A 26,249-nucleotide genomic window follows, 5' to 3' on the forward strand; every position below is an offset into this window, starting at 1 on the left:
GGCGCGCCTACCAGACCTTCACGCGCTTTTCGGGCGGCAGGTAAAGCTTCTCACCCGGCTGCACGTCGAAAGCGCGGTACCAGGCGTCGATATTCCGCACGGTCAGTGCGCGGTACTGGCCCGGCGCGTGGCCATCGGTGGCAACCCGGCCACGCAGTGCCTCTTCGCGCATCTTGGTCGCCCAAGACTGGGCATAGGCGATGAAGAACCGCTGATCGCCGGTATAGCCTTCGATCACCGGTGCCTGCTTGCCCTTCAAGGAGGCGTGATAGGCATCGAGCGCAGCGGCAAGGCCGGCGACGTCGGCGATGTTTTCACCCAGCGTCAGCTTGCCGTTGATGCTCAGATCCGGGAACGGCTTGTAGGTATCATACTGGTCGGCCAGCGCCTTGCCGGCCTGTCCGAAGCGGGCAAGATCCTTGGGCGTCCACCAGTTGCGCAGCTTGCCTGTGGCATCAAAAGCCGCGCCGTTGTTGTCAAAGCTGTGGCTGATCTCGTGCCCGATGACGGCTCCTATCGCGCCGTAATTGTAGGCGGCATCGGCCTTGGGATCGAAGAACGGGCGCTGCAGGATGGCAGCGGGGAAGTTCAGCGCGTTCTGCACCGGCAGGTTGACCGCATTTACCAGCTGCGCGTTCATCCACCATTCGCGGCGGTCCATCGGCTTGCCGATCTTCGCCAATGCCTGGGCCGTGCGCAGTTTCTCACCGGCGATGACATTGGCATAGGCCGATCCGGGCTTGGGATCATAACCGGCATAATTGCGCCAGGTTTCGGGATAGCCCACGCCGACTTCGATGGTGCGGACCTTTTCGATCGCTTCCTTGCGGGTGGAATCGGCCATCCAGTCGAGCGATTCGATGCGGCGGGCGAAGGCACTCTTGATCTCGCTGACCATGCCTTCGATCTCGGCTTTCTCGGATGCCGGGAAGTACTTCTCGACATAAAGTTTGCCCAGCGCATCGCCGAGATGGAGGTTCACAGCCGCCAGCGCCCGCTTTTCACGCGTGCGCTGAACCTTGGTGCCCTGCAATGCCTTGCCGAAGAACTCGAAGTTCCAATTGTCGAACGTCGCCGGCAGGACATCGGCGTGAGTGCTGATCTGGTGGAGTGCCAGCCAGTCCTTCCACGCATCCAGCGGCTCGCTCGCCACCAGCGCCGAAAGCCGCGTGATCGCGGCGGCATGATAGGCAGAAAAGCGCTTCTGCTGCGGCAGGTTCATGCCCGTCATGAAGGCATCCCAATCGATGCCCGGCGCCTTGCGGGCAAAGTCGTCACGCGCCCATTCGGTGGCGGAATTCTGGAAATCCTCGCTCTGTTCGCGGCTCGCATGGGCTTGTGCGATCTTCATTTCGAGCGCCATCACGCGGTCCGCGCGCGCCTGCGCATCACTCATTCCGGCGCGTTCGAACACCCCGGCGATGTAGGCACGGTACTTGGTCCGCAGGTCTGCCATCTTGGCGTCTGACGACAGATAATACTCACGCTCGGGCATGCCGAGGCCGCCCTGCAGAAGGTAAGGCATGACTTCGCTGCCGTACAGCGCCTGCGTAACGAACAGGCCGAAAAGGTTGGTGGTCTGGAAGTCGGTTGAATTCAGTGGATCAACATCGGCGCGCACCTGCTCGCCCAGCACCCGCGACAAGCTGTTAACATCGCTGATCGCGGCAAAGCGGGCGAGATCCGTCTTGAGCGGCTCCAGCCCGGCAACCTCGATCGTCTTGGTATCGAGATAGGCGCTGTAGAGCGACTTGATCCGGCCGGCATCGCTATCGGGCGCAGGGCTGCCGGCGACGATCGACTGGATCAATTCGCCGAGCTGGCGTTCGGTCTCATCCCGCGCGATGGTGAAGCCGCCGATGTTTGACCGGTCGTCCGGGATAACCGCGCTCTTCATCCATCCGCCATTGGCATAGGCGTAGAAATCGTCGCCCGGCTTGACCGTCTTGTCCATTGATGCCGTTTCGATGCCCAGCGCCGTGCCGGCCGAGCGGGCGGCGGCCTGCTTGTCGGAAGAAGTGCAGCCAGCCACGCTCAATGACAGGCTGGCAACGCCCAGCAGCAGGGCCGCGGCAAATCCGGTACGGTTCATGGCATTGAGTCCCTTTGGCAGTCCCTGAAGTCCGGCTTGATGCCAGCTAATCCATAACCCTGCTCAATAAGGATTGTTGCGAGGCTGCGCTACAACCGTTCGTCGAGAGATTTGCGGCATTAAGCGAAAGGAATTTCGACCGGAGACGCTTTGCCAAGTTCAGCCCGATCTTGATCGGAAGGAAATATCACCACGATGGACCAAAATTCATTGCCTGATTCTGTCGATCCCGTGGCCCTGCTCGAACAGGCGCTTAGCGGGCATCATGCGCTCGAAAAGCTCGAACATAAGTTGGTTTTGCTGGATCGTGCCAGTGCCGATCTGGCCGCTGCCCACGTGTCGCGCGCCATCGATGCTTTGCGGGACATGTTTGATTTGGATGTAACTAGGTCCAATCCCGAGCAAGCTCTCGAACTAATGTCCCTGGGTTCCTGATAGGTCAGCTCAAGGAAATACCGCCTTTCCCGCAACTTCACTGTTGCAGAGGCGGTTATCAGGGGCCTTCACCAGCATGGGCACGTTGCTGCATCGCGTTGAATTTGCCGAAGGCGAAACAGTCGCCGGAATGCGAAGTCGCGCGCAGCGATTGATCACGATGGCCGGTGATCTGCTGGCTCTGGCCCGGGAACTGGAAGGGCGCCCTGCCCCGGCCGCAACCAATGGCTCACACGATGAAGCGGCCATGCCCACGGATCGCCGCGTACTTGGAGAGCTGGCGAGAAATGCCTATCGCGCCCGGCGGCTTCGCAACCAGTATTTCTCCGGCACCGATCTGTTCGGTGAGCCGGCGTGGGATCTGCTGCTCGACCTGTTCATCAATGCCTGCGAAGGCAAACGCGTACCGGTTACCAGCGCCTGCATTGGCGCCGCCGTTCCCACCACCACGGCGCTCCGCTGGCTGACCATCCTCGAATCACGCGAACTGGTTGAGCGCGAGGCTGACAGCAGCGACGCCCGCCGCATCTTCGTGCGACTCACACCGCGCGCGCAAACGGCGATGTCCGCCTATTTCGCGCGTGCATCACAGGATACGCGCAGCAATGAGCCGCGCCGTCCCCTGATCGTCGGCAGTTGATCAGACCGAGATGCGTCCGAACGCCGAAGCACCGGCATAGACTGCAGCCGCGCCCAGCTCTTCCTCGATGCGGATAAGCTGGTTGTACTTGGCCAGCCGGTCCGACCGCGCCAGCGAGCCCGTCTTGATCTGTCCGCAATTGGTGGCGACCGCGAGATCGGCGATGGTCGCGTCCTCGGTCTCGCCCGAACGGTGTGACATGACGGCGGTGTAGCCGTTGCGGTTGGCGATCGACACGGCTTCGAGCGTTTCGGTCAGCGAGCCGATCTGGTTGACCTTGACCAGCAGAGAGTTCGCCAGCCCCATGCCGATGCCCATTTCGAGGCGCTTCGGATTGGTCACGAACAGATCGTCGCCGACCAGCTGGACCTTGCTGCCGATCTTGTCGGTCAGCGCCTTCCAGCCTTCGAAATCGTCCTCGCTCATGCCGTCTTCGATCGAGATGATCGGATAAGAGGTAGTCAGGTCGGCCAGATAGTCCGCCATCTGCACTGGGCTGAGGCTCAGGCCTTCGCCGGAAATCTCGTACTTGCCATTCTTGAAGAACTCGGTCGCCGCGCAGTCGAGCGCCAGCATGATGTCGGTGCCGGCCTTGAAGCCCGCCTTCTCGATCGAGGCCATGATGAAGTCGAGCGCATCACGGGTGGAGGCCAGGTTCGGCGCAAAGCCGCCTTCGTCGCCCACTGCGGTAGCAAGACCCTTTTCGTGGAGTCCCTTCTTCAGCGTGTGGAACACTTCGGCGCCCCAGCGCACCGCCTCGGCCAACGAATCCGCTCCAACCGGCATGATCATGAATTCCTGGAAGTCGATCGGATTGTCGGCATGTTCGCCGCCGTTGATGATGTTCATCATCGGCACCGGCAGGACATGCGCCGAAACGCCGCCAATGTAGGAATAGAGGGGCAGGCCGCGCGCGTTGGCAGCCGCCTTGGCCACGGCGAGCGAGGTGCCGAGGATAGCGTTGGCACCCAGGCGGGCCTTGTTCTCGGTGCCGTCGAGGTCGATCATGGCAAGATCGATGTCGCGCTGGTCTTCGGCATCGAGGCCGAGCAGCATTTCGGCGATCTCGCCGTTCACGGCATCCACCGCCTTGAGCACGCCCTTGCCGAGGTAGCGAACCTTGTCGCCATCGCGCAATTCCACCGCCTCATGCGCGCCGGTCGACGCGCCCGAAGGCACGGCAGCGCGGCCGAACGAGCCATCATCGAGGAGCACATCGACTTCCACCGTCGGGTTGCCGCGGCTGTCGAGAATTTCACGTCCGTGAATGTCAATGATGGCGGTCATGGCGTCAGTAACTCCTGCATGGGACGGGGGCCGTGGCGGCTTGTTTTGCCGACCCCTTAGCACCAGCAGTCCGGCAGGCAAGTTGCATTGCAGCAAACCCGCGTCAAAGGAACTTGACTGCATATGAAACGTTCCCATTTATCGATACACACGCCACCTAGAGGCAAAGGAACCTGATTCATGGCCAAGACCCCTGCCACCAGCGCCAAGACCACGGCCGCACCGAAGAAGCCGGCTGCCAGGAAGCCGGCAGCTTCCAAGGCTGCACCCAAGACGGCAGCCGCCGGAAGCGAGGCCAAGGAAAAGTTTGCCAAGGCCATCGAGGAAGCCAAGGCCGGCGTTCAGGCGCTCACCAGTCAGGCGCAGGACAAGGCTGGCGAATACCGCCAGAAGGCCACGACTCAGAGCGAGGCGCTCCTTGGCGATGCCAAGGAATATGGCGTTCAGGCCAAGGAAAAGGCCGCTGAACTCGCCCGCGAAGGCAAGAGCAAGGCAAGCGAGGCCATTTCCGGCCTTGGCCAGATCGTTGCTGACAGTGCGACGACGATCGACGAAAAGCTGGGTGCCAAGTACGGCGACTATGCCCGCACCGCCGCCCGCACCATGCAGGAGGGTGCAGCCAAGCTCGAAGCCAAGGACCTTGGCGAACTCGGCACCGATGCCAAGGAATTCGTCAAGAAAAGCCCGGGCCTTGCTGTCGGTATCGCCGCAGTTGCCGGCTTCTTTTTCGCCCGCATGTTCCGCGGTTCGTCGAACAACGATAGCTGACGCCGAGCACTGATACCTGACGCAAGGGACTCCCTTCTGGACGACGCGCCACCCGAAGACCCGTTCCTGATCGACGAGCTCAAGCAGCTCGGCGGTGATGCGCGTGCCTATGCCGAAGCGGAATTCGCTTTCCAGCGAGTCCGCGCCGGCGTGGCCGCGAAGGGCCTGAAGGACGTCGCCCTGCTGGGGGTGGTTGCGTTCACAGTCGCTGTTTTCGGGCTCGGCGCGCTCGTCATTGGTTTGCTGATGGCGCTGGCCCCGATTGTCACTGCCTGGGGCGCCACAGCTATCGTTGCCGGCGGACTGTTCCTGATTGCGCTGATCCTCGTCATGATGGCAAAGGCGCGCTGGACGAGGACTTTGGCGGCGATTTCCGATGATGACGGAATCCGGCCGTGAGTGAACTGCCGCCCAAGGTCGATGAGGCGCGCGATGCTCGCAATTCGGCGCGCAACCGGCTGCTTGGCAGGTTCAGCTCGCTGAAAGGCGACTATGCCGAAAAGGGTGTTGGCGAACGTGTCGGCGAACAGATTACCGGCAAGGTCAAGGGCGTCGCTCATGGCCTCGGCGAAGTCGCCAGCGAATCGAAGGGCGTGATTGCCGGCGCGGGTGCGTTGCTCGGCCTTTGGCTGGCCCGACGCCCGATTCTGTCGCTCGGCGGGCGCTGGTGGTCGAAGCTGAAGGCGCGGATGGATAAGGAATTTTGAACGTGAACGAATCCACGGCAGGCAGGAACGAACCGGTTGCCCCGTCGGCCCTTGCCAAGGTGCCTGATCGTGATCCCCCTGAAACCTACACCGATCTTGCCCGTGACTATCCCATTGCGTTGATCGGCGGCGGTGTGGTTATCGGCCTGCTGGCCGGCGCGCTTCTGCCGCGCGGGATTGGTCGCAAGGTCGGCAAAGGCATACTCACTGGCGCGCTGATGGCCGGCGAACTGGGCAGGTCCTACTCGGCGCAGGCAAAGGAAAGACTGGGCGACGTCAGCAGTGACGGGCGAGAGAGGGTTGTCGAGCTGGGAGCCCGCGCACAGGCCGGCACGCGCAAGGCAGCCAGCACTTCGCGTGATCTGGGTATTAGAGCTGCACGCGAAGCCATCAAAATGGTAGGGAAACTGCGCCGCTGACCTTGGCTTTCCGCCAATTCGGCTGTATGCGCCGCGCTTTCCACTTCCTGGCCAAGTCCTCCGGCCAGCTCCCCCGGAAAGAGACAATCGCATGCAGAAACTTCACCTCGTGATGGGCGGCAAGGTTAGCGACCCGCAAGGTCTGGAATTCACCGATCTTGAGAAGATGGACCTCGTCGGCATCTACGAATCATACGCCGAGGCTGAAGAAGCCTGGCGCGGCAGCGCTCAGCGCACGGTTGACGATGCTGAAATGAAATATGTCATCGTTCACCTGCATCGGCTGCTGCAGCCCGACCTGAACTGATCAGCAGCGCAGTCTGACACACAGAAAAGGGTGGCCGGTTTGTCCCGGCCACCCTTTTTGCCTTTCAGCGAGCAGCGCGTTGCGCCGCCGAACTGTCAGATGAATTCGATCTTCTTCACCAGATACGAACGGTCACCGGCAGGCACCGTGACTTCGATTTCGTCGTCGACGCGGCGGCCGATCAGGGCGCGGCCAAGCGGCGAATTGTAGCTGATGCGGCCAACCTTGGCGTCCGCCTCATAGGGGCCGACGATCTGATAGCGCACCGGCTTGTCATCATCGTCGAGCAGCGTGACCGTGGCGCCGAAAATGATCCGGTCGCCCGAAAGCGTTGTCGGATCGATGATCTGGGCGCGGCTGACGCGATCTTCGAGATCGCCGATGCTGGCTTCGACCTGGCCCTGGCGTTCCTTCGCGGCGTGGTATTCCGCGTTTTCCGACAAGTCGCCATGGGCGCGGGCTTCCTCGATCGCGTCGACGATCCGGGGACGTTCCTCACGCAGCGCCTTCAACTCGACGATGAGCCTTTCATAGCCCTCCGCCAGCATCGGCAGCTTTTCGACACTTGCCATTGGTATACTACCTCCTGTTGCCCGCGCTTACCCAAGGACTGGACTGCCGTCCCGCTCCAAGCAGGGAGCAGGCTGGGCGGTCGCGATGTTGGGGGTAAGCGCGAGATTTCAGCTATAATAGTCCTGCAATGAGCGGACTTCAAGTTGCGCGCCGCGCAATGCCTCGATTGCTTCCACCGCGGCGACTGATGCGGCGGCCGTGGTGAAGTAGGGAACCTTGCCCTTCAGCGCGGCCTGGCGGATCGATTGCGAGTCCTTCAGGCTCTGCCAGCCCTCGGTCGTATTGAAGATCAGCGCGACATCGCCGTCGACAATCCGGTCGACGATGTGCGGGCGGCCCTCGGCCACCTTGTTGACCAGTTCGACAGGCAGGCCGGCCTCGGCCAGGTAGCGCTGCGTCCCGCCCGTGGCGATCACGCGGAAACCAAGAGAAATGATCTTCTGCACGGCCGGCAGGACGACATGCTTGTCGCTGTCCTTGACCGAGACGAAGACGAGGCCCCCGTCAGGCAGCAAAACGCCCGCGCCAAGTTGGCTCTTGGCGAAAGCCGTCGCAAAATCGCGATCAATTCCCATAACTTCGCCGGTGGACTTCATTTCCGGTGAGAGCACCGGATCGACTCCGGGGAAGCGCGCGAACGGGAATACCGCTTCCTTGACCGCCATATAGTCGAGATCGCGCTTGAACGGCGGGAAGGTCGAGAGCTTCTCGCCCGCCATCACCCGCGCTGCGATCTTGGCGACTGGCTGACCGATGGCCTTTGCGACGAAAGGAACGGTGCGCGAGGCACGCGGGTTGACCTCGATCAGGTAGACCTCGCCTTCCTTGACCGCGAACTGGATGTTCATCAGCCCCCGCACACTGAGGCCGTGTGCCAGCAGCTCGGCCTGCCGCTCCATTTCGGTGACAATTTCCGGGGACAGGCTGTAAGGCGGCAGGGTGCAGGCGCTGTCGCCCGAGTGGATCCCCGCTTCCTCGATGTGCTGCAGAACGCCAGCGACGACCACCTGCTCGCCGTCGCACAGCGCATCGACATCGCATTCGATGGCATCGCGCAGGTACTGGTCGATCAGCACCGGGCTGTCGCCCGAAACCTGCACGGCGGTGGTGATGTAATCATCGAGCTGGGCGACCGAATCAACGATCTCCATAGCCCGTCCACCCAGCACATAGCTCGGGCGCATGAGCACGGGAAAACCGATGCGTTCGGCCACGGCCACGGCCTCGTCGCGGCTGCGGGCAATGCCGTTGGCCGGCTGCTTGAGGCCGAGATCGTTGACCAGCTTGGCAAAACGCTCGCGATCTTCGGCAAGGTCGATGGCATCCGGTGACGTGCCGAGGATCGGGATGCCAGCGTCTTCAAGCGACTGCGCGAGCTTGAGCGGGGTCTGCCCGCCAAACTGGACGATAACGCCCACCAGCGTGCCGTTCTTCTGCTCGACATGCAGGATTTCCAGCACGTCCTCGGCGGTCAGGGGCTCGAAATAGAGGCGGTCGGACGTGTCATAATCGGTGCTGACCGTCTCCGGGTTGCAGTTGATCATGATCGTTTCATAGCCGACCTCGGCCAGCGCGAAGCAGGCGTGGACGCAGCAATAGTCGAACTCGATGCCCTGCCCGATGCGGTTCGGGCCGCCGCCAAGGATGACGATCTTCTTGCGATCGGTCGGCGCGGATTCGCATTCCGGCTCGCCGAAGCTGGGTGCCTCGTAGGTCGAGTACATGTAAGGCGTGACCGCCTCGAATTCGGCGGCGCAGCTGTCGATGCGCTTGAATACCGGGAGCACGCCCAGCTTGTGGCGCAGCTGGCAGACTTCCTGCGCGGTGGTGGCACCCGCCATGGCCTTGACGGCATCGTGCAGCAGGCCGCCCTTGCGCGGGGCAATCGTCTCGCCCAGCCCGCCAGCAATATGCACCGAGCGCACGGCCAGCGTGGCAAGGCGGTGGTCGGAAAAGCCCATGGCTTTCAAACGGCGCAGGCCCGCGGCGTCGTTCGGCAGGCCATTTTCCATGATCGCCGCTTCTTCGGCGATGATCTCTTCGATGTGACGCAGGAACCAGGGATCGAAGTGCGTGATCGCCTGGATGTCCTCAAGGCTGAAGCCTTCGCGGAAGGCCTGTCCGACAACCAGCAGCCGGTCCGGCGTCTGGCGCGACAGCGCGGCGGTGATCACGTCTCGGCTCGTGCCTTCAAGGTGCGGCATGCGGTTGAAGCCGTCGAGCCCAGTTTCGAGCCCGCGCAGTGCCTTCTGCATCGATTCCTTGAAGTTGCGGCCAATCGCCATAACCTCGCCAACCGACTTCATCGCGGTGGACAGCAGCGGTTCGGCGCCCTTGAACTTTTCGAAGGCGAAGCGCGGAATCTTGGTGACGACGTAGTCAATCGTCGGCTCGAAACTGGCCGGGGTCGCGCCGGTGATCTCGTTGGTGATCTCATCAAGTGTGTAGCCGACCGCGAGCTTGGCGGCGACACGGGCGATGGGGAAGCCAGTGGCCTTCGATGCCAGAGCCGACGACCGCGAAACGCGCGGGTTCATCTCGATTACGATCAGGCGGCCATCCTTGGGATTGACTGCGAACTGTACGTTCGAACCGCCTGTTTCAACGCCAATTTCCCGCAGGACCGCGATCGATGCGTTGCGCATGATCTGGTATTCCTTGTCGGTCAGCGTCAGCGCCGGGGCGACGGTGATCGAATCGCCCGTATGGACGCCCATCGGATCGACGTTCTCGATCGAACAGATGATGATGCAGTTGTCCTTGCGGTCGCGGACAACCTCCATCTCGTACTCTTTCCAGCCGAGCAGCGATTCCTCGATCAGGACTTCGGTGGTCGGGCTGGCATCAAGGCCGGAGCGTACAATCGCTTCGAACTCGGCCTTGTTATAGGCCACGCCGCCGCCCGTGCCGCCGAGTGTGAAGCTGGGGCGGATGATCGAGGGCAGGCCAGTGCGTTCGAGCAAGGCGAAAGCTTCGTCGACCGTATGGGCCACGCCGGAACGTGCAGATTCGAGGCCGATCTTGTCCATCGCCTCGCGGAAGCGCTGGCGATCCTCAGCCTTGTCGATGGCATCGGCATCGGCGCCGATCATCTTGACGCCGTACTTTTCCAGCGTGCCGTCGTTGAACAGCGAGAGCGCGGTATTCAGTGCGGTTTGCCCGCCCATGGTCGGAAGGACCGCGTCGGGGCGTTCCTTTTCGATGATGCGCGTGACGATTTCGGGGGTGATCGGCTCGACATAGGTCGCATCAGCCATGTCGGGATCGGTCATGATCGTGGCGGGGTTCGAATTGACGAGGACGACCTTGTAGCCCTCCTCGCGCAACGCCTTGATCGCCTGTGTGCCCGAATAGTCGAACTCGCAGGCCTGCCCGATGATGATCGGGCCGGCGCCGATGACCAGGATCTTCGAAATGTCTGTGCGCTTGGGCATGGGGGTTCCGTCAGGCTGTCAGTTCGGCGAATTTTTCCGCCCAGTAAGTTTCGTCCGCCGCAGCGGCTTGCACGATCGGGCTCGAGGCGTTGAACGCGGCGAGCAGCCCGGGGAACTTGTCCGCCTGAAACTGGTGCATCGTGCCGCCAAAGTCGTTGGTCTGCGTAGACCAGCCGCCCTGCGCGATCATCGTATCAACGAATTCCGTCGCCGCCGCACGCGTCTCGCGCGCGGCCTTGCGGCCGAACTTGCGCACGGCAACGCCGATCTTGTCATCGATGATCATGATCAGTTCGGCATGCGGATACCAGCGAGTGGTGATGCTGAGCTCCTTGCCGTGGCCGGACGTGTAATAGGCCAGCACGTGGGCCTGAAGGTCGGTGAGGCTCATTTCAGCATCTCCACAAAGCGTTCAAACAGGTAAAAGCTGTCCATGGGACCCGGCGATGCTTCAGGGTGGTATTGCACGCCGAATGCCTTCTTGCCCTTCACCGAAATGCCGCAGTTCGATCCGTCGAACAGCGATATGTGGGTCTCCTCGACCGTGTCCGGCAGCGAGGTGTTGTCCACCGCAAAGCCGTGGTTCATCGAGGTGATCTCGACCACGCCGTCTTCCAGCCGCTTGACCGGGTGGTTCGCGCCGCGGTGGCCCTGGTTCATCTTGGTGGTCGCCGCGCCAGCCGCGATGCCGAGCATCTGGTGGCCAAGGCAGATGCCGAAGATCGGCATGTCGGCATCGAGCAGACCCTTGATCACCGGCACGGCGTATTCGCCCGTTGCCGCGGGATCGCCTGGGCCGTTGGAGAGGAATACGCCGTCCGGCTTCATCGCCAGCACGTCGGAAAGCGAGGTCGTCGCCGCAACGATGGAAACCCGCGCGCCGGCCTTGACGAGGTTGCGGAAGATCATGTCCTTCGCGCCGTAATCGATCGCGACGACGTGCGGGCGGGCATCGCGTGGGCTACGGGCATAGCCCTTGCCCAGCGTCCATGCGCCGCCTTCCCATTCCTCGCCCGCGCTGCGGGTGACGAGCTTGGCGAGGTCCATGCCTTCCAGACCCGGCCATTCCAGCGCGCGCTTGATCAGTGCGGGGATGTCGAACCGGCCATCGGGATCGTGCGCAAGCACGGCATTGGGCGCACCGGCCATGCGTATGCGGCGGGTCAGCGCGCGGGTATCGATGCCCGACAGGCCGATCTTGCCCTTGCTCGCCAACCAATCACCGAAAGTGCCCTGGCTGCGGAAATTGCTCGGCACGGTGACATCTTCGCGGACCACGCAGCCGACCGCGCCGTCGACATGGCTTTCAAGATCTTCGTCGTTGACGCCGACATTACCGATGTGCGGGAAAGTGAAGGTGACGATCTGCGCAGCATAGGAGGGATCGGTCATCACCTCCTGATATCCGGTCATCGCCGTGTTGAAGCAGACTTCGCCCACCGCCTGACCCACTGCGCCAAAGCCTCGGCCCCAGAGAACGGTGCCATCGGCAAGGACGAGAACGCCAGTTGCGCCGTCAGGCTTGGATACGTGCGAAGAGGCGGCGTCGGCCATGATTGGAGGCGCTCCGTGGGTGGGTTTCCGGCGATGTGTGCTAAGGAGCGGCGGCTAGACCCCATGTTGCGGTGCGTCAAGGTTTGAAAGCACCGAAATTCCGGTTAGAGGCCTCCTATCCCCGGTGCGAACCCCGTAATTACAGGAAACACACGAAAATGCTTCGCGACTCGATCAAGTCCGCGCAGGTCACCGCCATGAAGGCCGGCGACAAGCCCCGCCTCGCCGCCGTGCGCCTGATCCTTGCCAAATTGAAGGACAAGGACATCGAACTGCGCACTTCCGCCAATCTGCCCGATGACGATGCGCTGGTAGTCGACGTGCTGCAGAAGATGGCCAAGCAGCGCCGCGAATCGATCACCATGTACGAACAGGGCGGTCGTCAGGAACTTGCCGATCAGGAAAAGACCGAACTCGCCGTCATCGAGGAATTCATGCCTCAGCAGATGAGCGAAGACGATACCAAGGCCGCGATTGCCAAGATCATCGCCGATACCGGCGCTGCCGGCATGAAGGACATGGGCAAGGTCGTCGCCGCGCTGAAGGCGGCGCACGGCACCCAGCTTGATATGGGCAAGGCCAGCGGGCTGGTCAAAGCCGCGCTGGCGTAAGAGTGTTGCTCAGCCCCCAATGGCTGGATGAACTGCGCGCCCGGATCACGCTTTCGGCGGTGATCGGGCGGACGACGCGGCTCACCAAGGCGGGGCATGAATTCAAGGCCTGCTGCCCGTTCCACAATGAAAAGAGCCCCAGCTTCACGGTCAATGACCTGAAGGGGTTCTATCACTGCTTTGGTTGCGGAGCGCACGGCGATGCCATCCGCTGGATGACCGACCAGCGCGGGCTTTCGTTTATGGATGCGGTGAAGGAACTGGCGTCCGAGGCAGGTCTGGAAGTCCCTGCACCCGATCCGCGCGCAGCCAAGATTGCCGAACAACAAAGCGGTCTGCATGACGTGATGCAGGCCGCGCAGGACTGGTACCGCGCGCAGCTGGAAACGCCCGCGGGGACCAAGGCGCGTGACTATCTGAATTCGCGCGGGTTCGATTCTCATACGATGGAGCGCTTCGGCTTTGGTTTTGCCCCGGCCGGTCGGCAGGCTCTCAAGGCAGCGCTGAGCCGGTTTGACGAAACGATGCTGATCGAGGCGGGCCTGCGCATCGCGGTAGACGATAAGGAGCCCTATGATCGCTTCCGCGACCGGCTGACCATGCCGATTCAGGATGCGCGCGGGCGCGTGATCGGCTTTGCGGCGCGCATCCTCGATGCCGATAAGAAGGACGCGCCAAAGTATCTCAACTCGCCGGATACGCCCTTGTTCGACAAGGGGCGTACCCTGTTCAACCTCCACCGCGCCGGACCGGCCTCGCGGCAGAGCGGGCGGATCGTGGTGGTCGAGGGGCAGATGGACGTCGTTGCTCTGGCGGCAGCGGGCATTGCCGATGCCGTCGCTCCGATGGGCACCGCGCTCACAGAACGCCAGCTGGAAATGCTGTGGCGACTGGTCGAGGCTCCGGTGCTCTGTTTCGATGGCGATTCCGCCGGTCAGCGCGCCGCGATGCGGGCGATCACCCGCGCCCTGCCCATGCTGCGGCCTGCGCACACCTTGCGGATTTGCCGTCTGCCGACAGGCCTCGATCCCGATGACCTGATCCGCAAACAGGGCGTTGGCGCGCTGGAAGGGGTGTTGGCGAGCGCCGGGAGCCTTGTCGAAACGCTGTGGGAGAACGAGCGCGATGCCGTTCCGCTGTCCACGCCCGAAGACAAGGCCGGTCTCAAGGCGCGGCTGATGGCGCATGTCGATACGATTGCTGATCAGGATATCAAGGCGCTCTATCGCCGCGAATTGAGCGAGCGCTTTTCCGACTTCGCCTTCCCTGCCCGCCAGCCGCCGCCTCCGCGCCAGCCGTTTACCGGGCGCCAGGGGCGTTTCGATCGCAAGCCGGCTATATTGCCGCCCGCACCCGAAACGGCGCGGCGGATGGAGCGGGCGACGGGTGTTGGCCGCCGCGATGGTCTTGGCGCCGCGGTCATCGCCGGGCTGCTGCTCTATCCGCAGGCTCTCGCACGCCACGCCGAGGCGCTTGCCCGCGCCCGGATAGCAGACCCTGAGCAGGCCCGCGTACTGGGCGCCATGCTTGAACACCTCGATCACGGCGAAGCGCTTGAAACTTCGGCGCTCATCACCACATTGGCTGCCAAGGGCCTCACGTCTCCTTCCGATGAGTCCTTCGCCGGTATTCCATATCCTTTCGCCCGGTCCGGTGCCGACGCACAGTCTGCTCTGGCTTCGCTCGATTCGGCTGTGGTGATGCTGGTCGAAGGTCCCGAACTGGAAGCTGCGATCGAGGCTGCGACACAGCGGTTCGATTTCGAGGAACAGTCCCGCCTGCGTCAGCGCAAGCAAGAGCTTGAAAATCGATTGAAGGCCCAAAATCGCAGCTGAGGCGCAGCATCGCAGTTAATGCTCGGCAAGTTGCGCATGAAGTCACTAAACAGGGCTGGAATTTGCCGGGTGGCCGTGCCAAGGGGCCACCACGCGGTATAATCCGGCTCGAGATACCCAGAATCAGGGGCGACTCGCCGGTTTCGGCAGTCCCCCGCAGGAACACGGCGGGAAAATGGACGAAGACTTTACCGGCGGTGAAAAGGAAGGCGGCGACGCCCCCCTCATCGACCTCAACGATTCGGCAATCAAGAAGCTGATCGCCCGTGCCAAGCGGCGCGGCGTGATCACCATGGACGAGCTGAACGAGGCACTGCCGCAGGATCAGATGAATTCCGAACAGATCGAGGACATCATGTCCGCGATCTCGGAAATGGGCGTCAACATCGTTGAGAGCGACGAGGACGCGGTTGATCCGGACGACAAGCAGGACGAGGAAGTCGACGAGGTCGATTCCGGGGGCTCCGAACGTCCCGACCTGATCAAGAAGAAGGAAACGATCGAGCGCACGGATGATCCCGTGCGCATGTACCTGCGCGAAATGGGCGCGGTCGAACTTCTCAGCCGCGAGGGCGAAATTGCCATCGCCAAGCGCATCGAATCGGGTCGTGACACGATGATCCTCGGGCTCTGCGAAAGCCCGATCACGTTCCATGCAATCATCCAGTGGTCCGAAGCGCTCAACAATGAAGAAATGCAGCTGCGCGAGATCCTCGATCTCGACGCCATGCTTTCCAAGGAGCCCGCGCCCGAAGCCCTGACCGAAGACGGTGAGGAAGAAGGCAGCGGCGAAATTACCGAGGCGACTGCCGGCCCGACCTTCAAGGAAGAAGAAGAGGTCGAGGAAGAACCCGCCGACGAAGAAGACGAAGAAGGTATCGAACGCCGCGCCCGCCGTCCGGCTGAGGAAGAGGAAGAGGACAACACCCTCAGCCTCGCCCAGATGGAAGCCCAGCTTAAACCTGAGGCTCTGGAAAAGTTCGCGCTGATCACCAGCGTCTTCCGCAAGTTCGAGAAGATCCAGAACGAGCGTCTCGCCGCGATGAACGCGGGCGACACCTTCTCATCGGCCAAGGAAAAGCAGTATCACGCCCTGCGTGAAGAGCTGACCGCGCACGTTGAGAGCGTCAAGTTCCATGCGACCAAGATCGAATTCCTGGTCGACAACATCTACGCCTTCAACCGCAGGCTGACTGCGCTTGGCGGCCAGATGCTGCGTCTGGCCGAACGCCACAAGGTCAACCGCAAGGACTTCCTTGACAGCTACATCGGCCACGAGCTTGATGATGCGTGGCTGGCTTCTCAGGCCAGCAAGGACAAGAAGTGGGCGGCCTTCGCCGAGAACGAGGTCGACGCAGTCGAGCGCATCCGCGCCGAGGTTTCGGACATCGCCTCTGCCACCGGCATGGCGCTTCAGGAATTCCGCCGCATCGTCAACATGGTCCAGAAGGCTGAACGCGAAGCGCGCATTGCCAAGAAGGAAATGGTCGAGGCGAACCTGCGCCTAGTGATCTCGATCGCCAAGAAGTACACCAACCGCGGCCTGCAGTTCCTCGACCTTATTCAGGAAGGCAACATCGGCCTGATGAAGGCGGTCGACAAGTTCGAGTACCGGCGCGGCTACAAGTTCTCGACCTATGCGACTTGGTGGATCCGGCAGGCCATCACCCGCAGCATTGCTGATCAGGCGCGCACGATCCGCATCCCGGTCCACATGATCGAGACAATCAACAAGCTGGTCCGCACCAGCCGCCAGTTCCTCCACGAGCAGGGCCGAGAGCCCACGCCCGAGGAAATGGCCGAACGGCTTTCGATGCCGCTCGAAAAGGTGCGCAAGGTGATGAAGATCGCCAAGGAGCCGATCTCCCTCGAAACGCCGATCGGCGACGAGGAAGATTCGCACCTGGGTGATTTCATCGAGGACAAGAACGCGATCATCCCGGTCGACGCGGCCATCCAGGCCAACCTCAAGGAAACGGTCACCCGCGTCCTTGCCAGCCTGACCCCGCGCGAGGAGCGCGTGCTGCGCATGCGCTTCGGCATCGGCATGAACACCGATCACACGCTGGAAGAAGTCGGCCAGCAGTTTTCGGTCACGCGCGAACGTATCCGCCAGATCGAAGCCAAGGCGCTGCGCAAGCTCAAGCACCCGAGCCGGTCGCGCAAGATGCGCTCGTTCCTCGATCAGTAAAAATATTTGCAGCGCCGGGAACCAATCCCGGCCTGCAGTGTTTTGCAGCCAGGACGATAGTTCTTCGGAACGGTTGATCCAGGAAAACCCCGTTGCAGAAATGCAGCGGGGTTTACCCGTTCTGGGCTCACATCAAGCTGCTGGCTTGGTGATCGGGATCGGCTCAACCGCCTTGTCGCTTGAATATACGGCGATGGTATCGGCTATGGGGTCAAGGCGGACCCACAGCGATATGACCACGGCCAGAGCCAGCGCCGCCAGGGCCAACTGCCGACCAATCGGCTTGCCCAGCCCCGGCCAGGCCAACAGCACCGCCAGCGATGCGAGCGCCAGTTGCAGCACGGCGGCAAACGGCATGGTCGGACCAACGCCCTGCAAGACGAAGTGGCCGAGGTAGAGCTCGTAACCGAGCACCAGCGCGGCAACGAACGCGCCGGCAATCTTGGCCGCAGCCCCCTTCAGGTTGATCGCCAGCACCACCAGCACCAGCGGGACCAACACGACATAAGCCGCAGTCGGCGCAAAGGCCTGCGCGCCTACTCCGATGAGCAGCAGGGGCAGCGCCGCACCGATCTGCCGCGCATTGATCTGCTGGATGCGGAACAGCAGCAGGAAGAGGCCGATACAAGCCGCCGCCGTCATGCCTTCCAGCAAAGGAATCGCCGCCAGCCGGTCGTAATAGTTCGCCCCCCTGCCCGCACCTGACAACAGGTTGAGCAGAAACAGCGCCAGCGCCGCGCCAAGGATCAGCAGCACCATTCGCGCCGCGCCCTCAGCCATCTGCTTGCCGCGCAGGCCGCGTGCCGCGTAGCCAAGACCCAGCACTATCACTCCCACCATCAGCCAGCCGATCCAGACCGGATAGCTGACGAGGAACAGCCCGAAGACATCGAAGAAAACCACATCAGGCGCGCTTTCGGGCAGTTGATCTGCCCGCAGCAAGGCGTCGGTCAGTGCCAGGACCTGACCGCCCATGTCCTGCAACGCCCCCTGATCAAGCGCATCCGGCGCGGCCTTGGGCGAATGGTACAGCCCCGGCCGGCCGATAAAGGCGAAGTTGTAGCCCGGCTTGCTTGCCCGCAGCGAGACGGACAGGTCAGTGTCGTTCGGCAGGACGCTGTAGATGAAAGTCGCGAGCGACGAGGCACCCGGCCGGCTGACCGCATCGGCATAGAGCGCAACTGCCGCTCCGTTCCCCGGCGATGTTTCGAACAATGTCGTCCGTCCCCCGCCCCCGCGCGCTTCCATGTTGACGATTGTGCCGACGCGGTCGCGGATCGGATCGGAGGCGAAGAACGCCTCAGCGCCCGACAGGCCAATTTCTTCAGCATCGGTCAGGATCACGATCAGGTCACGCTTTGCCAGCCCGCGCTGCCGAACGGCGCGCACCGTCTCGAGGATCGTCGCGACGCCGGCCGTGTCGTCGGAAGCACCGGGCGATCCCCAAACCGTGTCGTGGTGCGCCATCAGGGCGACCGCTGGAAGGGAGCGATCCTTGCCGGGAAGCACGCCGACGATATTGACCATCTCGGTCGGCGCGTGGACGCCCTTCGACCAGCCTTTCATCCGCTCGGTCGCGCGCGGCGGCAGAGGCAGCAGGGTTTCGCGCGTTTCCAGCCCCATTGCGCGTAGACGTTCGACAATATGGCGGCGAACCTCCGCATTCTCCGGCGTGCCGGTGGCGTGCGGACGCGCCGCAATCACGCGGACATCGGCCATCGCACGAGCCGCGGAAAAGTCCTGCGCCGCAGAGTTCGCCGGGAGAGGCCCCGGAGGCGTCGTGCCGATAATCGCCAGCACCAGCGCGGCAGCAACAGCCAAGGCAAATCCTGTCCAAAGCTTCATTCTTGTCCTCCCAATCCCGGCGCGATTGATGCTCGCCGCGCACGCCCGAGTCAAACCGCGCCCGGACTGTGCAGATTCGCGCATTGCGGGTGGCATCGCGGCAGGCTTGCCCCTATGGGGTGCCCAGCCGATTCCCACCAAAGAGACGAGCAGCGCCGATGAGAATTGCCATCGCATCCGATCACGCCGCGGTCGATCTGAAGGCGACCTTGCGCGAATACCTGATCGGCCTCGGTCATGAGGTTGCTGACCTTGGCCCTGAAACGGCCGACCGGGTCGATTATCCCGACTATGGCTACAAGCTCGCCGCCGTGGTTGCCGATGGCACCGCCGAACGCGGCGTCGCCCTGTGCGGATCGGGCATCGGCATATCGATCGCCGTCAACCGCAACCCCAAGCTGCGCTGCGCGCTCGTGTCCGAACCGCTTTCCGCAGCTCTGGCGCGCGAACACAACGATGCCAACTGCATCGCCATGGGCGCCCGGCTGACCGGAGAGGACATGGCCAAGGCCTGCCTCGACGCTTTCCTTTCGACTGATTTCGGCGGAGGCCGCCACGCCGGCCGCGTCGACAAGCTTTCCAACCCATCTTGCTGAACAGGGATCTGAGATGACCGCCGTCACCCCCAATGGCTTCTTCACCGCCGGCCTCGCTGCTACCGATCCCGACATTGCCGGCTGGATCGGCAAGGAACTCGGCCGCCAGCGCGACAAGATCGAGCTGATCGCCAGCGAGAACATCTGTTCAAAGGCCGTGCTCGAAGCCGCTGGTTCGATCCTGACCAACAAGTATGCCGAAGGTTATCCGGGCAAGCGCTATTACGGCGGCTGCGAATATGTCGACGAGATCGAGACGCTGGCGATCGAACGGGCGAAGAAGCTGTTCGGCGCCAATTTCGCCAACGTTCAGCCCAATTCGGGCAGCCAGATGAACCAGGCCGTATTCCTCGCGCTGCTGCAGCCGGGCGACACGTTCATGGGGCTCGACCTCAACGCCGGTGGCCACCTGACCCACGGTAGCCCCGTCAACATGAGCGGCAAGTGGTTCAATCCGGTGCCCTACACCGTGCGCGCCGACGATCACCGCATCGACATGGACGAGGTTGCCCGCATCGCACGCGAGTGCAAGCCGAAGCTGATCATCTGCGGCGGCACCGCCTATTCGCGCACCTGGGACTTCCCCTGCTTCCGCGAAATCGCCGATGAAGTGGGTGCCTACCTGCTTGCCGACATGAGCCACTTCTCCGGCCTCGTCGCCGGCGGTGTCCACCCCTCGCCCGTCCCGCACGCCCACGTCACCACCACTACGACGCACAAGAGCCTGCGCGGGCCCCGTTCGGGCATCATCCTGTCGAACGACGAGGCGCTCGCCAAGAAGCTCAACACGGCGATTTTCCCGGGTCTGCAGGGCGGCCCCCTGATGCACATCATCGCTGCCAAGGCCGTGGCCTTTGCCGAAGCGATGACGCCCGAGTTCAAGGCCTATGCCCAGGCCGTGGCAGACAATGCCAAGACGCTCGCCGCCTCGCTGCAGGCCAACGGGCTCGACATCGTTTCGGGTGGCACGGACAACCACCTGATGCTGGTTGACCTGACGTCGAAGGACATCACCGGCAAGGCCACCGAAAAGGGCCTCGATCGCGCTGCCATCACTTGCAACAAGAACGGCATCCCGAACGACTCACGCTCGCCCTTCGTGACTTCAGGCATCCGCCTTGGCACGCCGGCCGGCACGACACGCGGGTTCGGCGTGGCGGAATTCACGCAGATCGGCGGACTTATTGCCGAAGTCGTCGAAGGAATGCGCAAGAACGGCGAAGACGGTGACGCGCAGGTGGAACAATCGGTCAAGGCGCGCGTAGAAGAGCTTTGCGCCCGATTCCCTATCTATGAAGGAATGTGACCGATGACCGAAGGCAAGAACCCAAACAACAACGGTGGTGACCTGATCGAGGATCTGAAGGTTGAAGTCGTTGGCATGGCCAAAGACGGCGCGCGCCATCCTTCGACGAAGCCCGTCCTGACCGGATTGGCGATCGGCGCGGCGGCGGGCTGGATTCTTCCCGTTGTATCGCTGCCGCTCGGCGCGCTCGCGGGAGCCGGCTTCATGCTCTACAAGCGGGTCCGTCCGTAACCGCCGATGCGTTGCCCGTTCTGCGCCCATGACGACAGCCAGGTAAAGGACTCGCGTCCGACCGAGGACAACACCGCGATCCGCCGCCGTCGCCAGTGCGAGGGCTGCGGGGCACGTTTCACGACGTTTGAACGGGTCCAGTTGCGCGAGATTACCGTGTTGAAAAGCAACGATGCACGCGAACCGTTTGACCGCTTGAAGATCGAACAGTCCGTTACCCTCGCCTGCCGCAAGCGCGGCATTGCGCAGGAGCGGATCGACCAGCTCGTATCCGGCATACAACGCCAGATCGAGACCATGGGCGAGACCGAAGTTCCTTCGCGGACCATCGGCGAAATGGTGATGGAAGGCCTGCGCCAGCTCGATTCGGTGGCCTACATCCGCTTCGCCTCGGTTTACCGGGACTTCGGCGATGCCAAGGACTTTGAGGAATTTGCCGGAACGGTGCGCGATGTCGGCAAGCACTAAACCCGTCATTGTCCTCGTCCGCCCGCAACTGGCCGAGAACATCGGCAAGGCCGCGCGCGCCATGCTCAATTTCGGGCTCACCGAAATGCGCCTTGTCTCGCCGCGCGATGGCTGGCCCAATCCCAGCGCCGGCCCGGCAACGGCGGGGGCGGACATCGTTCTTGCCGAGGCGCAGGTTTTCGAGAGCCTCGCCGAGGCGGTGCACGATTGTTCGCACGTTTATGCGACGACCGTCCGCAAGCGCGGCGTGACCAAACCGGTCATGACCCCCGAACAGGCGGCGCAGGCAATCCACGGCGATGTCGCCCGCTCGGCCATCGTTTTCGGGCCGGAGCGTTCGGGGCTGGAAACCGAGGACGTCGCGCTGGCCCGCACGATCATCACCGTACCTATCAACCCGGACTTCGCCTCACTCAACCTTGCGCAGGCGGTGATGCTGTGCGTTTATGAGTGGTCGAAACTGGTCGATCTGGCCCAGCCGACGGTCGAGGAACTGCTGCCCCCGGCGCCGCAGGAAGACCTTGAGGGCATGATCAACCAGATGGAAGCGCTGCTGACCCCGCGCGGCTACTTCAACCCGCCATCGCGGGCCATGCCGACCCGCCTCACCCTGCGCGCCATGCTGACCAAGCCCGGCTGGAACCACCTTGAGGTGCGGACCATGCGCGGGGTGCTTTCGGCCATGGAACGCCTGCCGGGCAGCAAACCGGGCGACAACCGGCGGGGCAAGCCCCAAACCCCGCCCGATCCAGACTCTCCGCCCGATGAAGCTTGACCTTCTGGCCCCTCGCCGCTAAGCGCGCGCCTTCGCAATTGATCCCGCACCCCGGTGAAGCGGCGATCGCGTTTCAGATTATGCTGAAACGGTGCGTGTCCGGGCTGGAAGCTTCAGCACATCGCTGCAGCACGCAAATTGAAAGGAACGCCTGTGTCAAAGCGCAAGGCTTCAAAGCATAAGATTGACCGCCGTCTTGGTGAAAACATCTGGGGCCGTCCCAAGAGCTCGGTTAACCGCCGCGCCTATGGCCCCGGCCAGCACGGCCAGCGCCGCAAGAGCAAGATCTCGGACTTCGGCATCCAGCTGCGCGCCAAGCAGAAGCTCAAGGGCTACTACGGCGACGTGACGGAAAAGCAGTTCAAGCGCACCTATCAGGAAGCGTCGAAGATGAAGGGCGATACCGGTCAGAACCTGATCGGCCTACTCGAACAGCGCCTCGACATGGTCGTGTACCGCGCCAAGTTCGCACCGACCATCTTTGCTGCCCGTCAGGTTGTTTCGCACGGCCACATTCGCGTGAACGGCGTGCGCTGCAACATCGCCAGCCGCCGCGTCCGCCCCGGTGACATCATCAGCCTTGGCGAAAAGGCCAAGGAAATGGCGCTGATCATCGAAGCGCAGGGCCTCGCCGAACGCGAAATCCCTGAGTACGTCGCTCCCGACGGCAACGACAAGGTCACCTTCGTCCGCGTTCCCACGCTTGATGAAGTGCCTTATCCGGTGAAGATGGAACCGAACCTAGTCGTCGAATTCTATTCGCGCTGATCCAGCCGGCTCTTGCCGAAAAATGCAGGGTGGTCCTTCGGGGCCGCCCTTTGCATTTGTGGTCACAGGATTATGGGAACTGCCTTAAGATCAGCGCACAAGCTGTTGGCAGGAAATGCGATAAGCTGCGGGAACGAGTGAAACTGTCCTGCGTTTGAGCGTTCAAGATGTTCAATTATCGCTTTGTAACCCCGCATCGCGCCGGGAAATGGTACTCCGATCTGCATACCGCGCAGCAGCACGCCTGCGCGATCGGCGCAGGCTTTCTCGATCCCAGATCTGGGTTCTTCGTCGCCTATCGCGGCACGCAGCTTGAAACGATCAAGCGGGATTAGAGCACCTGCGACGCGTAATGTGTCGCTGCCAGCCTTTGCCAGATCATTTCAAGTATGAAGTCCGGAACCGTTTCGCGAACCCGGCGAACTGACCGGCGGCGATGGCATCGCGCATGCCCTGCATCAGCGACTGGTAGAACCACAGGTTGTGCTCGGTCATCAGCATTGCGCCGAGCATTTCGCCCGACTTGATCAGGTGATGCAGGTAAGCGCGACTGTAGTCGCGGCAGGCGGGGCAACCGCATTCCTCATCGAGCGGCGCCAGGTCCTCGGCATGTTTGGCATTGCGCAAGTTGAGCGGCCCGTTCCAGGTGAAGGCCTGCCCGTTGCGGCCCGAACGTGTGGGAAGAACGCAGTCGAACATGTCGACCCCGCGTTCGACCGCGCCGACGAGATCGTCGGGCTTGCCGACGCCCATCAGGTAGCGCGGGTGGTCTGCCGGCAGTTGTCCGGGCGCGAAATCGAGTGTGGCGAACATGGCATTTTGCCCCTCGCCCACGGCAAGGCCGCCGATTGCGTAGCCATCGAAGCCGACTTCGGCCAAGGCCTCGGCGCTCTGGCGGCGCAGATCCTCATCGAGCGCGCCTTGCTGAATGCCGAACAAGGCGGATCGCTCGGCGTGTTCGCCGCCGGCATCAAAGGCGTCGCGGCTGCGCTTGGCCCAGCGCATCGACATTTCCATCGATCGGGCAATCACATCGCGGGGCTGGTCGGCGCGGGGGCATTCGTCGAAGCACATGACGATGTCGGAGCCGAGCAGGCGTTGGATTTCCATCGACCGTTCGGGGCTGAGCAGGTGGCGCGAACCATCGAGGTGGCTGGCGAAGGTCACGCCTTCCTCGGTAATCTTGCGCAGGTCGCTGAGGCTCATCACCTGATAGCCGCCGCTGTCTGTGAGGATCGGGCGGTCCCAGTTCATGAACTTGTGCAGCCCGCCAAGCCGCGCGACACGCTCAGCGCCGGGGCGGAGCATGAGGTGATAGGTATTGCCCAGAATGATGTCGGCGCCCGCCGCTCTCACGCCTTCGGGCTTTATGCCCTTGACCGTCGCCGCCGTGCCCACCGGCATGAAGGCCGGCGTGCGGATCTCGCCGCGCTGCATTTGGATCGTGCCGGTGCGGGCCTTGCCGTCAACGGCGTGAATGGTGAAATCGAAACGGGGCTTGCTCATCGCCCGCGCTATGGCAGCAGCAACGAGGAATCGCCATATGAATAGAACCGATAGCCCTCGGCGATGGCATGGGCATAGGCCGCCTGCATCCGCTCACACCCCATCAAAGCGCTGACGAGCATGAACAGGGTGCTCTTGGGCAAGTGGAAGTTGGTCATCAGGCCATCGATGGCGCGAAAGCGGTAGCCGGGGGTGATGAAGATTGCGGTGTCGCCAGCGAAAGGCCGGATCGTGCCATCTGCATCCGCCGCGCTTTCCAGCAGGCGCAGACTGGTGGTGCCGACTGCGATGATCCGGCCGCCGCCGGCCCGTGCTGTGTTGAGCCGGGCGGCGGTGTCCGGTTCGATCCGGCCCCATTCGGCGTGCATGGAATGGTCGTCGGTGTCCTCGGCCTTGACCGGAAGGAACGTGCCTGCGCCGACATGGAGCGTCAGAATTTCCCGTCCGATGCCAGCGGCATCAATCGCGGCGAGTAGGTCAGGTGTGAAATGCAGCGCAGCAGTTGGGGCGGCGACAGCACCAGCCTCGTTGGCAAAGATGGTCTGGTAGTCTTCAAGATCAGCCGCATCAGTCGGGCGTTTCCCCGCGATGTACGGCGGCAGCGGCATCCGCCCTGCCCGTTCGAGCAAGACTTCTACTGGTTCAGAGCCGGCAAAGGCCAGTGTCCAGCTACCGTCGGCGTGGCGCTGCTCGGCCTTGGCTGAAACATCCGCCGGGAAGGCAATAACATCGCCTTCGTGCAGTCGCTTGCCATTGCGGACGAAGGCTTGCCAGCGGCGCAAGTCGATCCTTTTGTGCAGGGTCGCCCCGATGCGGGCCTCACCGCGCGTGCCTTCAAGCTGTGCGGGAATGACGCGAGTGTCGTTGAACACGAGAACGTCGCCAGCACGCAATTGCGCCGGCAGATCGCGGACGGTCAGATCCTCGAATGGTGCATCGCCAGCCACGAGCAGCATCCGCGCCGAATCGCGCGGGCGCACCGGTCGCAGCGCGATGTTCTCTGCCGGGAGTTCGAAATCGAAGAGGTCGACCTTCATGGCACCATTCCGTCATCCCGGTAAAAGCCGGGATCGCTGGCGGGGCGGTACAGTCCAGCGGTTCCGGGTCAAGCCCGGGACGGCACCTTTCTTACTTACTTGGTGCGCGGCTTTGCTTTCGCCACAGGGGCTGCCTTCACCGGCGGAGCGACCACGGGTGCCGGGGCTGGCTGTTCGACAATGGCGACCGGCGGTGCGGGCGGCGGCGGCATCATCTGCGCCTTGCCTTCGCTGGCGAAAGACGCCTGAAGGATCTTGGTCGGGTTCACCGGCGGCTCGCCGCGGACGATCGCGTCAACCTGTTCCATCCCGGCAATGACCTTGCCGAAGTTTGTGTAGCGCTTGTCGAGCGCGAAACGCGGGTAGAATACGATGAAGAACTGGCTGTTCGCCGTGTCAGGCTCGTTGGTGCGGGCCATGGAGACAGTGCCGCGCATGTGGGGCACCATGTTGAATTCGGCCTTCAGGTCAGGAAGGTCGGAACCGCCCTCGCCCGTGCCCTTGGGGTCACCGGTCTGCGCCATGAAGCCATCGATCACGCGGTGGAACACCACGCCGTTGTAGAAGCCGCGACCGACCAGGGTCTTGATACGCTCGACGTGGTTGGGTGCCCATGTCGGCATCAGGCGGATCGCGACTCGGCCTCCGTTCGACAGATCGAGCAGCAGGATGTTTTCCGGCTCAAACTTCATGTCGGCATTGACCGCCGTGTTCAGCAGGACCTGCGGCTTTTCCGCGACGATGTCCTTGCTTTTCTTCTTCGCCATGGCGGGCGTTGCCGCCAGGGACAGGCCCAGCATGATGGAAACGATAAGATTACGCGGCTTCATCTGGTCAACTCTCGTGGCTGGTGCCTTGGGGGTG

General features: G+C 62.7%; 27 protein-coding genes. 17 read left to right on the top strand and 10 right to left on the bottom strand.

The features are described 5' to 3' along the window. Positions 1-7: 7 nt before the first annotated feature. Entirely contained in the window at positions 8-2,092 is a 2,085-nt protein-coding gene (locus WG900_RS04280; protein ID WP_339964929.1) for a M13 family metallopeptidase, read from the bottom strand. Between the two features lie 195 nt (positions 2,093-2,287). On the opposite strand from WG900_RS04280, the gene WG900_RS04285 reads away from it, so the two are divergent. After that, positions 2,288-2,527 carry a hypothetical protein gene (locus WG900_RS04285; RefSeq protein ID WP_339964932.1) on the top strand — a complete coding sequence of 80 codons (240 nt, stop codon included), beginning with the start codon at positions 2,288-2,290 and terminating at the stop codon, positions 2,525-2,527. 76 nt (positions 2,528-2,603) lie between these two features. Then, positions 2,604-3,167, top strand: a complete 564-nt coding sequence (locus WG900_RS04290) for a MarR family transcriptional regulator (RefSeq protein ID WP_339964934.1) — start codon at positions 2,604-2,606, stop codon at positions 3,165-3,167. On the opposite strand, the gene eno is transcribed toward WG900_RS04290, so the two are convergent. Then, positions 3,168-4,454, bottom strand: coding sequence for a phosphopyruvate hydratase (eno, locus tag WG900_RS04295; protein WP_339964935.1), 1,287 nt, complete (start codon positions 4,452-4,454; stop codon positions 3,168-3,170). Between the two features lie 180 nt (positions 4,455-4,634). On the opposite strand from eno, the gene WG900_RS04300 reads away from it, so the two are divergent. From WG900_RS04300 to WG900_RS04320, 5 genes are all read left to right on the top strand, one after another. Beyond that, positions 4,635-5,222 carry a hypothetical protein gene (locus WG900_RS04300; protein ID WP_339964938.1) on the top strand — a complete coding sequence of 196 codons (588 nt, stop codon included), beginning with the start codon at positions 4,635-4,637 and terminating at the stop codon, positions 5,220-5,222. 69 nt (positions 5,223-5,291) lie between these two features. Next, positions 5,292-5,621: a phage holin family protein gene (locus WG900_RS04305; RefSeq protein WP_339965322.1), complete on the top strand. Its 330-nt coding sequence runs from the start codon at positions 5,292-5,294 to the stop codon at positions 5,619-5,621. Then, positions 5,618-5,929 carry a hypothetical protein gene (locus WG900_RS04310; protein ID WP_339964940.1) on the top strand — a complete coding sequence of 104 codons (312 nt, stop codon included), beginning with the start codon at positions 5,618-5,620 and terminating at the stop codon, positions 5,927-5,929. Before WG900_RS04305 ends, WG900_RS04310 begins: the two co-directional genes overlap by 4 nt. Before the next feature lie 2 nt (positions 5,930-5,931). Then, entirely contained in the window at positions 5,932-6,348 is a 417-nt protein-coding gene (locus WG900_RS04315) for a tellurite resistance TerB family protein (RefSeq protein WP_339964941.1), read from the top strand. A 91-nt stretch (positions 6,349-6,439) separates the two neighbouring features. Next, positions 6,440-6,655 carry a DUF4170 domain-containing protein gene (locus WG900_RS04320; protein ID WP_339964943.1) on the top strand — a complete coding sequence of 72 codons (216 nt, stop codon included), beginning with the start codon at positions 6,440-6,442 and terminating at the stop codon, positions 6,653-6,655. Between the two features lie 95 nt (positions 6,656-6,750). Here the strand turns inward: WG900_RS04320 and greA are convergent, their stop codons facing one another. From greA to carA, 4 genes are all read right to left on the bottom strand, one after another. Further along, a complete protein-coding gene (gene greA, locus WG900_RS04325) occupies positions 6,751-7,227 on the bottom strand; it encodes a transcription elongation factor GreA (RefSeq protein ID WP_339964944.1) in 477 nt (158 codons plus the stop codon). Between the two features lie 108 nt (positions 7,228-7,335). After that, a complete protein-coding gene (gene carB / locus WG900_RS04330) occupies positions 7,336-10,662 on the bottom strand; it encodes a carbamoyl-phosphate synthase large subunit (RefSeq protein ID WP_339964945.1) in 3,327 nt (1,108 codons plus the stop codon). 10 nt (positions 10,663-10,672) lie between these two features. Beyond that, entirely contained in the window at positions 10,673-11,053 is a 381-nt protein-coding gene (locus WG900_RS04335) for a hypothetical protein (protein WP_339964946.1), read from the bottom strand. Then, positions 11,050-12,216 carry a glutamine-hydrolyzing carbamoyl-phosphate synthase small subunit gene (carA, locus tag WG900_RS04340; protein ID WP_339964948.1) on the bottom strand — a complete coding sequence of 389 codons (1,167 nt, stop codon included), beginning with the start codon at positions 12,214-12,216 and terminating at the stop codon, positions 11,050-11,052. The genes WG900_RS04335 and carA overlap by 4 nt, the downstream gene beginning before the upstream one ends. A 158-nt stretch (positions 12,217-12,374) precedes the next feature. On the opposite strand from carA, the gene WG900_RS04345 reads away from it, so the two are divergent. From WG900_RS04345 to rpoD, 3 genes are all read left to right on the top strand, one after another. Continuing rightward, on the top strand, positions 12,375-12,827 hold the full coding sequence (locus tag WG900_RS04345) for a GatB/YqeY domain-containing protein (RefSeq protein ID WP_339964950.1): 453 nt from the start codon (positions 12,375-12,377) through the stop codon (positions 12,825-12,827). Positions 12,828-12,832: 5 nt separating this feature from the next. Continuing rightward, positions 12,833-14,662, top strand: coding sequence for a DNA primase (gene dnaG / locus WG900_RS04350; RefSeq protein WP_339965323.1), 1,830 nt, complete (start codon positions 12,833-12,835; stop codon positions 14,660-14,662). A gap of 175 nt (positions 14,663-14,837) precedes the next feature. Continuing rightward, entirely contained in the window at positions 14,838-16,853 is a 2,016-nt protein-coding gene (gene rpoD, locus WG900_RS04355) for an RNA polymerase sigma factor RpoD (protein ID WP_339964952.1), read from the top strand. A gap of 132 nt (positions 16,854-16,985) precedes the next feature. Here the strand turns inward: rpoD and WG900_RS04360 are convergent, their stop codons facing one another. Further along, positions 16,986-18,698, bottom strand: coding sequence for a M20/M25/M40 family metallo-hydrolase (locus WG900_RS04360; protein ID WP_339964953.1), 1,713 nt, complete (start codon positions 18,696-18,698; stop codon positions 16,986-16,988). A gap of 158 nt (positions 18,699-18,856) precedes the next feature. On the opposite strand from WG900_RS04360, the gene rpiB reads away from it, so the two are divergent. From rpiB to WG900_RS04395, 7 genes are all read left to right on the top strand, one after another. Beyond that, complete coding sequence (gene rpiB, locus WG900_RS04365; RefSeq protein ID WP_339964954.1) at positions 18,857-19,294, top strand: ribose 5-phosphate isomerase B; 438 nt, start codon at positions 18,857-18,859, stop codon at positions 19,292-19,294. Positions 19,295-19,307: 13 nt separating this feature from the next. Continuing rightward, the gene (gene glyA / locus WG900_RS04370; RefSeq protein ID WP_339964955.1) at positions 19,308-20,600 is read left to right on the top strand and encodes a serine hydroxymethyltransferase; all 1,293 of its coding nucleotides are present in this window, start codon (positions 19,308-19,310) and stop codon (positions 20,598-20,600) included. Positions 20,601-20,603: 3 nt separating this feature from the next. Continuing rightward, positions 20,604-20,831 (top strand): hypothetical protein, encoded by a 228-nt coding sequence (locus WG900_RS04375; RefSeq protein WP_339964956.1) that lies wholly within the window; start codon positions 20,604-20,606, stop codon positions 20,829-20,831. Positions 20,832-20,837: 6 nt separating this feature from the next. Continuing rightward, positions 20,838-21,299: a transcriptional regulator NrdR gene (gene nrdR / locus WG900_RS04380; RefSeq protein WP_339964957.1), complete on the top strand. Its 462-nt coding sequence runs from the start codon at positions 20,838-20,840 to the stop codon at positions 21,297-21,299. Further along, positions 21,283-22,074 (top strand): RNA methyltransferase, encoded by a 792-nt coding sequence (locus tag WG900_RS04385; protein ID WP_339964959.1) that lies wholly within the window; start codon positions 21,283-21,285, stop codon positions 22,072-22,074. Before nrdR ends, WG900_RS04385 begins: the two co-directional genes overlap by 17 nt. A 153-nt stretch (positions 22,075-22,227) precedes the next feature. Beyond that, positions 22,228-22,842, top strand: a complete 615-nt coding sequence (gene rpsD / locus WG900_RS04390; RefSeq protein WP_339964962.1) for a 30S ribosomal protein S4 — start codon at positions 22,228-22,230, stop codon at positions 22,840-22,842. A 167-nt stretch (positions 22,843-23,009) separates the two neighbouring features. After that, entirely contained in the window at positions 23,010-23,177 is a 168-nt protein-coding gene (locus tag WG900_RS04395) for a hypothetical protein (protein ID WP_339964964.1), read from the top strand. 43 nt (positions 23,178-23,220) lie between these two features. On the opposite strand, the gene tgt is transcribed toward WG900_RS04395, so the two are convergent. The 3 genes from tgt to WG900_RS04410 all read right to left on the bottom strand — a co-directional run bounded on the left by tgt (position 23,221) and on the right by WG900_RS04410 (position 26,185). Further along, a complete protein-coding gene (gene tgt, locus WG900_RS04400; protein ID WP_339964965.1) occupies positions 23,221-24,348 on the bottom strand; it encodes a tRNA guanosine(34) transglycosylase Tgt in 1,128 nt (375 codons plus the stop codon). Between the two features lie 8 nt (positions 24,349-24,356). Continuing rightward, a complete protein-coding gene (gene queA / locus WG900_RS04405; RefSeq protein WP_339964966.1) occupies positions 24,357-25,385 on the bottom strand; it encodes a tRNA preQ1(34) S-adenosylmethionine ribosyltransferase-isomerase QueA in 1,029 nt (342 codons plus the stop codon). Positions 25,386-25,480: 95 nt separating this feature from the next. Then, positions 25,481-26,185 carry a peptidylprolyl isomerase gene (locus WG900_RS04410; RefSeq protein ID WP_417596847.1) on the bottom strand — a complete coding sequence of 235 codons (705 nt, stop codon included), beginning with the start codon at positions 26,183-26,185 and terminating at the stop codon, positions 25,481-25,483. Positions 26,186-26,249: the final 64 nt, after the last annotated feature.

This window comes from Novosphingobium aquae (assembly GCF_037572715.1).
In the GTDB taxonomy this organism is placed as follows: Bacteria; Pseudomonadota; Alphaproteobacteria; order Sphingomonadales; family Sphingomonadaceae; genus Novosphingobium; species Novosphingobium aquae.